The organism is Bradyrhizobium sp. CCBAU 11386, from assembly GCF_028128955.1.
In the GTDB taxonomy this organism is placed as follows: Bacteria; Pseudomonadota; Alphaproteobacteria; order Rhizobiales; family Xanthobacteraceae; genus Bradyrhizobium.
In genome coordinates, this window is sequence record NZ_LBKA01000258.1 from 187,210 (window position 1) to 199,365 (window position 12,156).

Consider the following 12,156-nt stretch of genomic DNA (forward strand, 5'->3'; position numbering starts at 1 on the left):
CCAATGATCGTCATGTGCTCACGCTGATTCGAAATGGCCTGAGGAACGGTCCGGTAACTGCTTTCGTTTCAGCTTGTAGCGGAACTCACGCGGAGAGGGATCATGTACAACGATTCTCTGTTCAACGCTTTCGCTCGGTCGTTCGAGGCGAGAAGCCAGCACGACATGTCGATGGCGGAATATCTGGAATCGTGTCGAAGCGATCCCATGAAATACGCGAACGCGGCCGAACGACTGCTAGCAGCGATCGGCGAACCCCAGACGATTGACACGGCCAAGGATTCCCGCCTTGGCCGTATTTTTTTGAACCGCACCATCCGCACCTATCCGGCCTTTGCTGGCTTCTACGGCATGGAAGAAACCATCGAGCGCATCGTCGGTTTCTTCCGTCACGCCGCGCAAGGCCTCGAAGAGCGCAAGCAGATCCTCTATCTGCTTGGCCCGGTCGGTGGCGGCAAATCCTCGCTGGCCGAGCGGCTGAAGTCGCTGATGGAAGTGCAGCCGATCTACGTGCTCAAGGCCGGCGACGAACTCTCGCCCGTGTTCGAGAGCCCGCTCAGCCTGTTCGATCCCGATCAGCTCGGGCCGATGCTGGAGGAGAAGTACGGCATTCCGCGCCGGCGTCTCACCGGGTTGATGAGCCCGTGGTGCTACAAGCGGCTCGAAGCCTTCGGCGGCGACATCTCGCAATTCCGCGTCGCCAAGATCCAGCCGTCACGGCTGCGCCAGATCGCGATCGCCAAGACCGAGCCCGGTGACGAGAACAACCAGGACATCTCGTCGCTGGTCGGCAAGGTCGACATCCGCAAGCTCGAGACCTACGCCCAGAACGATCCCGACGCCTACAGCTATTCGGGCGGTCTCAACCGCGCCAACCAGGGCATCCTCGAGTTCGTCGAGATGTTCAAGGCCCCGATCAAGATGTTGCACCCGCTGCTGACCGCGACGCAGGAGGGCAACTACATTGGCACCGAGAACATCGGTGCGATTCCCTTCACCGGCATCATCCTCGCGCACTCCAACGAGGCGGAGTGGTCGAGCTTCAAGGCCAACAAGAACAACGAGGCCTTCATCGACCGCATCTGCGTGATCAAGGTGCCCTATGTCCTGCGGGTCACCGAAGAGCAGAAGATCTATGAAAAGCTGATCCAGGGCTCCGAGCTTGCCTCGGCACCTTGCGCGCCGTCGACGCTGGAAACGATGGCACGGTTCTCAGTGATGTCGCGGCTGCGCAAGCACGAGAATTCCACGCTGTTTGGCAAGATGCGGGTGTATGATGGCGAGAGCCTGAAGGAATCCGATCCCAAGGCGCGCAGCGTCCAGGAATATCGCGATGCTGCCGGTGTCGACGAGGGCATGGATGGCGTCTCCACCCGCTTCGCCTTCAAGATCCTGGCTGCGACCTTCAACCACGATCCGCAGGAGGTCGCCGCCGACGCCGTGCATCTGATGTACGCGCTGGAGCAGTCGATTCGCCGCGAGCAGCTGCCCGAGGAAGTCGAGAAGCGCTACCTCGAATTCATCAAGGCGGATCTGGCGCCGCGCTATGCCGAGTTCATCGGCAACGAGATCCAGAAGGCTTATCTCGAGTCCTACTCGGATTACGGCCAGAATCTGTTCGACCGCTACGTCGACTACGCCGACGCCTGGATCGAGGACCAGGACTTCAAGGATCCCGACACCGGCCAGTTGCTCGATCGCGAGCTCTTAAATCAGGAGCTGACCAAGATCGAGAAGCCGGCCGGCATCGCCAACCCGAAGGATTTCCGGAACGAGGTGGTCAAGTTCTCGTTACGGGCCAGAGCACAGAATGCCGGCAAGAATCCGGCCTGGACCTCCTACGAGAAGATTCGCGATGTGATCGAAAAGCGGATATTCTCCCAGGTCGAGGACCTGCTTCCGGTCATCTCGTTCGGGTCGAAGAAGGACGGCGAGACGGAGAAGAAGCACGGCGAGTTCGTCGCACGCATGGTGGAGCGCGGCTACACCGAGCGTCAGGTTCGCCGACTGGTCGAATGGTACATGCGTGTGAAGCAAGCCGGTTGAGGCGGATGAGAAAGTGGCCATTCACATTATTGACAGGCGCCTGAATCCAGGCGGCAAGAGTCTTGAGAACCGCCAGCGGTTCTTGCGTCGGGCCAAATCCCTGGTGCAGGGCGCCGTCAAGAAGACCTCGCAGGAACGCGACATCAAGGACGTCCTGGAGGGTGGTGAGGTCACGATCCCGCTCGACGGCATGCACGAGCCGCGTTTCCGCCGTGAAGGCGGAACGCGGGACATGGTGCTGCCCGGGAACAAGAAGTTCGTCGAGGGCGATTATCTCCAGCGCTCCGGCCAGGGCAGCGCCAAGGATTCCGGTCCCGGCGAGGGCGACAGCGAGGACGCCTTCCGCTTCGTGCTCAGCCGCGACGAATTCGTCGATCTCTTTCTCGACGATCTCGAGCTGCCCGATCTCGCCAAGCGCAAGATCGCGCAAACCGAGAGCGAGGGCATCCAGCGCGCCGGCTACACCACGTCCGGTTCGCCCGCCAACATATCGGTCAGCCGGACTGTCCGGCTCGCGCTTGCGCGCCGTATCGCGCTCAAGCGCCCCCGTAAGGAGGAGATCGAGGAGCTGGAAGCCGCGATCGCTGCGTCCACCGATGAGGATGAGCGCACGGAACTTCTCGCTCTGCTCGAAAGACTGAAAGCGAAGTCCAAGCGCATTCCCTTCATCGATCCGCTGGACATCCGCTATCGCCGCTTCGAGACGGTGCCCAAGCCGGTCGCGCAGGCCGTGATGTTCTGCCTGATGGACGTCTCCGGCTCGATGTCCGAGCACATGAAGGATCTCGCCAAGCGGTTCTACATGCTGCTCTATGTGTTCTTGAAGCGCCGCTACAAGCATGTCGAGATCGTCTTCATCCGCCACACCGACCGCGCCGAGGAGGTCGACGAGCAGACCTTCTTCTACGGTCCGGCTTCGGGCGGCACGCTGGTCTCCAGCGCGCTCCAGGCGATGCACGATATCGTGCGCGAGCGCTTCAATCCGTCGGACTGGAACATCTATGCCGCCCAGGCTTCCGACGGCGACAATTCCTATTCCGACGGCGAGCTCACCGGCATGCTGCTGACCGACAAGATCCTCCCGATCTGCCAGTTCTTTGCCTATCTCGAAGTCGGGGAGTCCGGCGGCAGCGCCTTCGATCTCTCCGACTCCTCGCTCTGGACCCTGTATGAGCGCCTGCGCAACAGCGGCGCATCGCTCTCGATGCGCAAGGTCAGCGAGCGCAGCGAGATCTTTCCGGTGTTCCACGACCTGTTCCAGCGCCGCGAAACCTCTCAGGAGAAAGCCGCTCCATGACGGAAAGATTGTTCGAAGGCGCGGATTGGGATTTCCACACCTTGCAGCGCATTACCGACGCTTGCGAGGAGGTGGCGACGAACGATCTCGGTCTCGACGTCTATCCGAACCAGATCGAGGTCATCACCGCCGAGCAGATGCTGGATGCCTACTCGTCGGTCGGCATGCCCCTGTTCTACAAGCACTGGTCCTTCGGCAAGCACTTCGCCTATCACGAGGCGTCCTACCGCAAGGGCCTGATGGGCCTCGCCTATGAGATCGTGATCAACTCCTCGCCCTGCATCTCCTACCTGATGGAGGAGAACACGGCGACGATGCAGACGCTGGTGATCGCGCACGCCGCCTTCGGCCACAATCACTTCTTCAAGAACAACTATCTGTTCAAGCAGTGGACCGACGCCGACGGCATCCTGGACTATCTCGATTTCGCCAAGAACTACGTCATGCAATGCGAGGAGCGCTACGGCCGCGCCGAGGTCGAGCGTACGCTCGATGCCGCGCACGCGCTGATGTCGCACGGCATCGACCGCTACCCGGGCAAGAAGAAGCTCGACCTGCGCGCCGAGGAGAAGCGGGCGGGGCGCCGCCGCCAGCACGAGGAAGAGGTCTTCAACGACCTCTGGCGCACCGTGCCGGCAGGGAAGAGCAAGAGCCGCTCCGCGCTCAGCGTCGAGCGGCGCCGCAAGCTGCTCGGCCTGCCGCAGGAAAACCTGCTCTACTTCCTGGAGAAGAGCGCGCCGCGGCTGGCACCCTGGCAGCGCGAATTGCTGCGCATCGTCCGCCACATTGCGCAATATTTCTATCCGCAGAGCCAGACCAAGGTGATGAACGAGGGGACGGCGACCTACGTCCACTATCGCATCATGACCAAGCTGCACCAGCAGGGCCGCATCACCGACGGCAACTTCCTCGAATTCCTGGGATCGCACACCAATGTGGTGTTCCAGCCCGAATTCGACGATCCGCGCTTCTCCGGCTTCAATCCCTATGCGCTCGGCTTCGCCATGATGCAGGACATCGAGCGCATCGTCACCAGCCCGTCGGACGAGGACCGCGAATGGTTCCCTGACATCGCCGGCAAGAACGACGTGATGGGCGTGCTGCGCGACGTCTGGGCCAACTACCGCGACGAGAGCTTCATCGGCCAGTTCCTGAGCCCGAAGCTGATGCGGCAGCTGCGCATGTTCCATCTGCACGACGACCCCGAGGAGCGTGCCGGCATCCGCGTCGATGCCATCCACGACGAGCGCGGCTTCCGCCGCGTGCGGCGCGAGCTGGCGCGGCAGCACGATGTCGGCTACATCGACGCCAATATCGAGGTGGTCGACGTCGATCTCTCCGGCGACCGCCGGCTGATCCTGCATCACCACGTCATCAAGGGCGCACAGCTCAACGAGACCGACGCCAAGCGGGTGCTCCAGCATCTCGCGGACCTCTGGACCTACGACGTCGCGCTGATCGAGGTCGATGCCAACGACAAGGTCCTGCGCGAATATGTCGTGAGCCCGCGCCCGATCCCGGCAGCGGCCTGAGGCCGCCGGTAACTCTTGAGCATCAACGTGGCGAATAGCTCGCCCGCGGCCCATCCTTCGAGACACCCGCCTTTGGCGGGCCCTCAGGATGAGGACGGCGTGCGCGGCGCCAATTTCGACAGGCAGAGATGCTGCTGAGCCTCTGAGGAGACCGCGGCGCGGTCGTCGCGCTTGCTCTGGCGGCCACCAGGAATTTACGTCGACTTAAAGTGCTCTCGTCTACTGGGGCGTGGCCATCGTACCTAAGTCGAACGCTTGGCCGGCTTCCTGGCCTTGGACGTATTCAGGGCCACGGCCGCGCGGATGAGCGCCTTCAGCGCTTTCTCGTTGATTTTCTCGCCTTCGCGGATGTCGATCGCGCGCCGCACATTGCCGTCGAGGCTGGAATTGAACAGGCCGGCCGGGTCGTCCAGCGCCGCCCCCTTGGCAAAGGTCAGCTTCACGACGGCCTTGTAGGTCTCGCCGGTGCAGATGATGCCGTCGTGCTCCCACACGGGAACGCCGCGCCACTTCCATTCCTCGACCACGTCGGGGTCGGCGTCCTTGATCAGGGCGCGAATCCGCCCGAGCATCTCGCCGCGCCAGTCGCCGAGCTCCTTGATCCTGCCGTCGATCAATTTGGACGCCGACGCCCCGTCCGTGTCCTTCGTGCTGGTCTTCTTCACCGCGACCGCCTTCTTCATGACCTCGCCTCGCGCTGCATGCCGCTGCGCCGGTCAAGATAGGGCAGCGCAAACAAGTACAGCCCGGTCGCAAGCAGCGGGATCAGCGGGACGAGCGCCAGGAAGCCGATCCACACCGCCTGGATCTGCATGGTCATCGCGACGATGTTCGCGATGACGGCGAGTGTGAAGGCGATGGACAGCCAGCGATGGATTTGTCGAATCCACATGTTCAACGAGACCTCCTCTGAAATGATCGGAATGGATGCGCGCCGCCGGGCTCAATCCGGCCGCGCCAGCAGCTCGTCCAGCTTGGTGAGAAACTGCTTCCAGCCGGCATGCGCGCCGCCATAGGCCTGTTTCTGCGTCGGGCTGAAGCCCGCCTGCTCGACGCGCAGATGCGTGCCTGCACTTGTCGGTGTCAGCGTGAAGGTGACGACGCTTCGCAAGTCGAATGCCGCGTCCTCATGCGCGAAATTCCAGGTGTAGGCGAGCGTCTTCTGCGGCTCGATGGTGAGCACCTCGCAGTCCAGCACGCCGCCCCATTCGCCGCGAAGATTGAAGCGATGGCCGACCGACGGCTTGAAGTCGTTCTTCATCAGCCATTCCTCGATCAGATGCGGCTGTGTCAGCGCGCGCCAGATCCGCTCGGCCGGAAAGGCAAATTCGCGCTCGATGACGGCGGAGCGGGTCTCAGCCGCGGGTTCGTTCATTGGTCCATCCTCTTCAGGAGATCGTCGAGTGCGTCGAGCCGGTTCTGCCAGAACCCGGCCATCTGGCTGGTCCAGTCGACCAGCGGATTGAGCGCACCGGGCTGCGCGCTGTAATGAGTCTGGCGTCCCTCGTGGCGGTCGCGCACGAGGCCGGCCTGCTTCAGCGCGCCGAGATGTTTCGAGACCGCCGGCTGGGAAACGCCGGACCGCGCCGTCAGTGCCCCGACCGTCTGCTCGCCCTCGCGGCACAATCGCTCGAAGATCGCCCGCCGGGTCGGATCGGCGAGCGTCCTGAACAGGACATCGTGGGCGGCGGACATGCGATTTCCATAACCATTCAGTTATGGATGTACTCATAACCGCAGAGTTATGGATAAGTCAAGCGGCTTGCGGGCTTAACCTCTCTCGCTTGCTTGCGGGAGAGGTCGGCGCAATGCGCCGGGTGAGGGCTTTCACCTCTTGGGGGGTTCTCGACGCGGAGACACCCCACCCCAGCCCTCCCCCGCAAGCGGGAGAGGGGCGCAGCTCTTTCGCCACAACCGCAGTGCCTCAAGGCCGCAGATAGAGATAGCCCTGCGATTGCAGCTCGGCCAGGCGGACCACGCCGCCTTTCTCCGCGCTGACGAAGCCCGGCAGCAGATCCGTCAGCGTGACGTTCTGCGCCTTCATCGTATTGCCGCAGGCGGCGAGCTCGACGCCGTCCTTGGAGAACTCGCCGACGCGCTTGCTGACATCGGGGTTGGCCTGCGCCCCGTGAAACGCCTTCAGCGCGGGTCCGTGGATCACCAGCGCGATCGTGACGTGATCAGGACCGCCGACGCCGTCGATGTGGTTCTGGATGTTGCCGAGCACGAAATTGACCTTCTCGGCGTCGCTGAGATGATAGACCACCTTGAGCTTGTTGCCTGTGCCGGCTTCCGTCGCAGCCTTGGCGCCGGAGGCGCCAAACGCCGCGCCCAGGGCCGAGACGGTGCTCCACAGGATGTTCCGGCGGTTCATGGCGATCTCCCTCGGCTGCGCCTGATGTTGCCGGACACATATCACCTGTGGCGGAGCGCGGCGAGTTCCTTGCGGTCGGTCACCAGCGAGGCGCACTCGCTGTTGTCGGTGCGGTCGAGGCGGAAAATCTTGTCGTCGGCGCCGGCGACCAGCGATTGCTCGGCCTCGTCATCCGGCTTGTTGTTCTGCCAGACCCTGACCTGTTCGAGCCGAATGATGGCGGACTTGTTGTCCTTGGACAGCGCCACTTCGATACCGCCGCCTTCGCAGTCGACGCCGCAGCCGAGGCGCACCTCGTCGCCCTGAGTGAGAAGCACCGCGTGGCTGCCACACGACCCGCTGGAGTCGAAATCGCCGCTGCGATGGCGATAGCGGAAGCCCAGGCGGAAGGAATTGTGAAGCTGCTTGTCCTCCTTGTCGGTCTCCGCGGACATCAGCAGCTTCATCGACGCGACCTTCTGCTTGGGATGCCGCGCCAGATGTTCGGCATCATAGCGACGAACGAAGCAGACATAGGCCTTGTCGCCCGGCGCCCCCGCATAGATACGGGCCGTGAAGGCGTCGGCTTCGGCTTTCGTGGTTTCCCGGACTTTATCGGCCTCATCGGCGTGGGCGACGCCGGTGAATGCGGCAAGGGCAGGCGGCAGGATGAGGGCAAGCTTCATGATCGCACCGAACGCGTGAACCGTTGACGGCCCGCGGCGGGACGATCAGGGCCGATTGGCGGTTAGTCGCGGGCGGAAAGCGTTGCGTTCAAGCGTTCCTGGCCGCACACCTTGCGGGCAGCCTCGCGCAAGGTTCCCGCTTTAACAATTTGGAAGGAGGGGTGTTGGTAAACCCCTGGTTGTTGCAGATGACTGGTGGCGGTCAAAATGTCCATAAGTCAGAACTTGCCCAACCTTGCGATCGGCTATTCCCTTGCGCGGCTGTTCCAGTTGCTGGGAGCCGGCCTGCTGGCGACGCTGCTGTGCGGCGCGCTCGCATTCAGCTGGCACTATGGCAAGGACATCGCCACGATCCAGATCGCGCTCAGCTATTTCGGCATCGTGTTTTTCGGCCTGGCCACCTGCAAGACGCTCTGGACGTTGATCTCCGCCAGGGAGCCGGTCCTCTTCATCACCCGTATCGGCATTCGCGACACCAGGATCGCCGATGACACCATCTCGTGGAGATCGGTGAGGGACATATCGATCTTTCGGTATCGCAGCCAGAAGATCGTCGTTCTTCAGGTCGATCCTCTTCTTGCCGAGCGGTTCGAAGGCGGCTTTCTGAAGCGCGTCTTGTCGCTGCTGAACAAGCCCATTGGCGCGGACGGCGTGCTCGTCACGGGCGGTCTGACCATGGACGGCGAAACGCTGTTCGAGACCTGCAAGCAATACTGGACGGCCGGCCGGTTGGCATATTCGGGTCGCGCCGCAGCTGAGCCCGAGCCTGTCCATTAAAGCCCGATGTGTCTTGGCTGAACCAGTGGCGGACTTCGTCGCCCTGAGAGAGAAGCACCGCGTGGCTTGGATGTTCCGAGCGGTGCTTTAGTCGCTGGTTGGACCAGAAGGGTTCAAGGTCCTCGCTCCCTGGAACTCGATGTCGACGACTCCTTCGACATTGTTCCAGTTTGTCAGTGTGATAGCCTTCACAGACGACTGCTTCTCGAAGTCGTAGGCTGGGGCTGCCTGTGCAAGTTTGTGGAGTCCCCGCGCAATGGGCGAAATTCGCAACTTCAGATCCGGGAATCAGAACGAGCCGCCTTCGCACGGCGCAATGCCTCGTCGTCTCGCAGCAATCATTGTCGGTGACATCGCTTCCTACAGCCGCTTGATGCAGGCCGACGAGGAAGGCACGCATGTCCGCGTCAAGCGGATCGAGCGGGACCTCGTCGAACCCAGCATCGTCGAGCACCATGGAAACCTGGTGAAGACGACGGGCGATGGCTTCATCGCGATTTTCGACAGCCCTGTTGAGGCCGTTCGTTGCAGCATCGTCATCCAGCAGAATCTCATCGGCCGCAATGCCTCGCTTCCGAAGGCTTCCCGGATCGAGTACCGAATTGGCGTCAATCTCGGTGATGTCATCATCGAGCCGGACGACGTTTACGGCGATGGCGTCAACATCGCCACGCGTATCGAGGGCATTGCCGAGCCCGGTCAGGTCTACATCTCGGGCGCGATCTACGAGCAGATCAAGCACAAGGTGGTGTGCGGCTACGAGGCCCTTGGCGACCGCAAGGTGAAGAACATCACCGATCCCGTACGCATCTATCGCGTGCTGCCCGACGCAGATGCCGTCGGCGGGACGCGGGGCCGGCGCGAGAATACCTTGATCTTTCTCCTCGGCTTGACATTGCTGGTCAGCGCCGCCGGCGTGCTCTGGTATCTTCTGGCGCAGCCGCCCGGCAAGGGAAGCGAGCAGGCCGCCACGCCGACCGTCTCTCCGGTCGCATCTCCTGCCCAGCAGCCCCCGGCGCGCGAAGCGGCCGTGCCGACGCCGCAACCGTCGCCCTCGTTGGCTTCACCTGCGCCGCCGGCACCGACGCCCAGCCAATCGCCGACGCCCGCCAGCGAGCCCGACATGATCGCCATTCGCGGCGGCAGCTTCACGATGGGAAGCAATGATGATCCGACCGAACGCCCTGTTCACCAGGTCGCGATCAAGCCATTCTCGATCGGCAAATACCCTGTGACGGTGCAGCAGTGGAACGAATGCGCCGCTGCAAGGGCGTGTGGCTTTACAGCGATCGGGAAGGACGACGCCCCCGTCACGAATGTGAGCTGGGCCGATGCACAGCAATATGCGGGCTGGCTCGCGCAGGCGACGAAGAAGCCGTACCGGCTTCCGAGCGAAGCGGAATGGGAATATGCGGCGCGCGGCGGAACGCAGACCAAATATTGGTGGGGCGACAAGCTCCAGCCGGGCGTGGCCGGGTGCAAGGATTGCGGTGACGCAGCCGCCGAGCAGCCGGCGAAAGTCGGTAGCTTCAAACCCAATCCATTTGGACTCTACGACATGGGCGGCGGCGTCGATCAGTGGGTCGCCGATTGCTGGCACAGGACTTATCAGGGCGCGCCCAATGACGGTTCGGCATGGGGCGGTGGGGACTGCAGTTCGCACGTCCTGCGCTCGGGCTCCTGGAAGAACGATTCGAGATACGTGCGGCCATCCAACCGCGACGGCTACGATACCAACGTTCGTTATCCGACGCATGGGTTCCGTGTCGCGCTCAGTCCTTGAGTGCAGGAGTAGATTTGATGCAAATCCTTCGCTGCGTGGCGTTGTCGGCGGTGCTCGCATTGCTCCCGGGCGTGGCCTTCTCGCAGGGTAAGGCTGCTCCAAAGGACGCAAAGGTCTATTTCATCACCCCGTATGACGGGCAAAAGGTGCGCGCCGGTTTCCTGGTCCGGTTCGGCTTGCGCAACATGGGCGTGACGCATGCCGGCGACGACTACCAGAACGCCGGCCATCATCATTTGCTGGTCGACGTCAGCGACCCCATCGATCCGAAGGAGCCGATCCCGCAGGACAAGTCGCATCTGCATTTCGGGGCAGGGCAGACCGAAACATTTCTCGAGCTTCCGCCCGGGACCCATACCCTTCAACTGGTGCTGGGCGACGCGAAGCACTATCCGTTCGAGCCGCCCGTCGTGTCGGAGAAGATCACCGTGCGCGTCAGGACGCCGCCTCAGCGCGGCAAGTGATCACCGCAGGCTGGCGTTGAACTTGTCCAGCGCCGCCGAGCCCGGGCAGAGCGTGTCCGCTTCCAGGGTGTTGAGCGGCGTCTCGACCGTGTTGAGATGCGCGTGCAGGTCTTCCGCATCAGGGTCGACATAGAGCAGGCCGGTGACGATCTGCCCCTTGGCGGCGTGCCTCGCGAGGAAGGTCTGGGCGCCGAGCCGGTCATGCGGATCGTAGTCCGCGTCGATCTTGCGCAGCGCGATCTTGCTGCCGTCATGCTGCTCGACCAATTGCACCGTGCCCGGCGCGTAGTCGACGGCGATCGGATCGCGGCCGACCAGCACGTCGAGCCGGTTCACCGCGTCGTTGTGCTCGCGGACATAGTCGAAGCTCTTGGTCGAGCCGGCATGGTTGTTGAAGGCGATGCAGGGGCTGATGACGTCGATGAAGGATGCGCCCTTGTGGCCGATCGCAGCCGCGATCAGCGGCACGAGCTGGGTCTTGTCGCCGGAGAACGAGCGCGCCACGAAGGTAGCGCCCAGTTGCAGCGCGATCGCGACGAGGTCGATGGCGTTGTCGGTGTTGGTCACGCCCTTCTTGGACTTCGAGCCGCGGTCGGCGGTCGCCGAGAACTGTCCCTTGGTGAGGCCGTAGACGCCATTGTTCTCGACGATATAGGTCATGTTGACGCCGCGCCGGATCGAATGCGCGAACTGGCCGAAGCCGATCGAGGCGGAATCGCCGTCGCCGGACACGCCGAGATAGATCAGGTCGCGGTTGGCGAGGTTGGCCCCGGTCAGCACCGAGGGCATGCGGCCGTGCACGGAGTTGAAGCCGTGCGAATTGCCGAGGAAATAGTCCGGCGTCTTCGACGAGCAGCCGATGCCGGAGATCTTCGCCACCCGGTGCGGCTCGATCGACAGCTCGTAGCAGGCCTCGATGATCGAGGCCGTGATCGAATCGTGGCCGCAGCCGGCGCACAGCGTCGAGATCTTGCCCTCGTAGTCGCGATGCGTGTAGCCGAGCTCGTTCTTCTTGAGGCCCGGATGATGGAATTTCGGCTTGGCAATATAGGTCATGACAGCACCTGCGATCCCAAGCCCGTCATGGCCGGGCTTGACCCGGCCATCCACGTCTTGGCCAGGAAGAAGAAAGGCGTGGATGCCCGGGCATAGGCGAGCGGAAGCGACGCCGTCCTTCGGACGGCTATGCCCGGACATGACGACGGAGAGAGCGACGCG

13 protein-coding genes are annotated in these 12,156 nt (G+C 62.8%); 6 read left to right on the forward strand and 7 right to left on the reverse strand.

The genetic code is table 11. The features are described 5' to 3' along the window. The first annotated feature begins 102 nt into the window (after positions 1-102). Genes XI09_RS40230 through XI09_RS40240 form a run of 3 tightly spaced genes read left to right on the forward strand, consistent with a single transcriptional unit; the run spans position 103 to position 4,875 of the window. Entirely contained in the window at positions 103-2,046 is a 1,944-nt protein-coding gene (locus XI09_RS40230; RefSeq protein ID WP_271571848.1) for a PrkA family serine protein kinase, read from the forward strand. A 19-nt stretch (positions 2,047-2,065) separates the two neighbouring features. Then, positions 2,066-3,343, forward strand: coding sequence for a YeaH/YhbH family protein (locus XI09_RS40235; protein WP_271571913.1), 1,278 nt, complete (start codon positions 2,066-2,068; stop codon positions 3,341-3,343). Then, entirely contained in the window at positions 3,340-4,875 is a 1,536-nt protein-coding gene (locus XI09_RS40240) for a SpoVR family protein (RefSeq protein WP_271571849.1), read from the forward strand. Before XI09_RS40235 ends, XI09_RS40240 begins: the two co-directional genes overlap by 4 nt. 242 nt (positions 4,876-5,117) lie before the next feature. Here XI09_RS40240 and XI09_RS40245 read toward each other — a convergent pair whose 3' ends face one another. From XI09_RS40245 to XI09_RS40270, 6 genes are all read right to left on the reverse strand, one after another. Beyond that, positions 5,118-5,558, reverse strand: coding sequence for a DUF1801 domain-containing protein (locus tag XI09_RS40245; RefSeq protein WP_271571850.1), 441 nt, complete (start codon positions 5,556-5,558; stop codon positions 5,118-5,120). Continuing rightward, the gene (locus tag XI09_RS40250; protein ID WP_271571851.1) at positions 5,555-5,767 is read right to left on the reverse strand and encodes a hypothetical protein; all 213 of its coding nucleotides are present in this window, start codon (positions 5,765-5,767) and stop codon (positions 5,555-5,557) included. Before XI09_RS40250 ends, XI09_RS40245 begins: the two co-directional genes overlap by 4 nt. A 51-nt stretch (positions 5,768-5,818) precedes the next feature. Next, positions 5,819-6,250, reverse strand: a complete 432-nt coding sequence (locus XI09_RS40255; RefSeq protein WP_271571852.1) for an SRPBCC family protein — start codon at positions 6,248-6,250, stop codon at positions 5,819-5,821. After that, positions 6,247-6,570, reverse strand: a complete 324-nt coding sequence (locus tag XI09_RS40260; RefSeq protein WP_080134163.1) for an ArsR/SmtB family transcription factor — start codon at positions 6,568-6,570, stop codon at positions 6,247-6,249. Before XI09_RS40260 ends, XI09_RS40255 begins: the two co-directional genes overlap by 4 nt. A gap of 229 nt (positions 6,571-6,799) precedes the next feature. After that, positions 6,800-7,249, reverse strand: a complete 450-nt coding sequence (locus XI09_RS40265) for a DsrE family protein (protein WP_271571853.1) — start codon at positions 7,247-7,249, stop codon at positions 6,800-6,802. A gap of 41 nt (positions 7,250-7,290) precedes the next feature. Beyond that, positions 7,291-7,914, reverse strand: coding sequence for a hypothetical protein (locus XI09_RS40270; protein ID WP_271571854.1), 624 nt, complete (start codon positions 7,912-7,914; stop codon positions 7,291-7,293). Between the two features lie 207 nt (positions 7,915-8,121). Between XI09_RS40270 and XI09_RS40275 the strand changes: the two genes are divergently transcribed. From XI09_RS40275 to XI09_RS40285, 3 genes are all read left to right on the forward strand, one after another. Beyond that, positions 8,122-8,691 carry an STM3941 family protein gene (locus XI09_RS40275; protein ID WP_271571855.1) on the forward strand — a complete coding sequence of 190 codons (570 nt, stop codon included), beginning with the start codon at positions 8,122-8,124 and terminating at the stop codon, positions 8,689-8,691. A 256-nt stretch (positions 8,692-8,947) separates the two neighbouring features. Next, positions 8,948-10,474, forward strand: coding sequence for an SUMF1/EgtB/PvdO family nonheme iron enzyme (locus XI09_RS40280; RefSeq protein WP_271571856.1), 1,527 nt, complete (start codon positions 8,948-8,950; stop codon positions 10,472-10,474). A 17-nt stretch (positions 10,475-10,491) separates the two neighbouring features. Continuing rightward, a complete protein-coding gene (locus XI09_RS40285) occupies positions 10,492-10,938 on the forward strand; it encodes a DUF4399 domain-containing protein (protein ID WP_271571857.1) in 447 nt (148 codons plus the stop codon). Here XI09_RS40285 and XI09_RS40290 read toward each other — a convergent pair whose 3' ends face one another. Next, positions 10,939-11,994 (reverse strand): 2-oxoacid:ferredoxin oxidoreductase subunit beta, encoded by a 1,056-nt coding sequence (locus tag XI09_RS40290; protein ID WP_271571858.1) that lies wholly within the window; start codon positions 11,992-11,994, stop codon positions 10,939-10,941. Between the last annotated feature and the right edge of the window lie 162 nt (positions 11,995-12,156).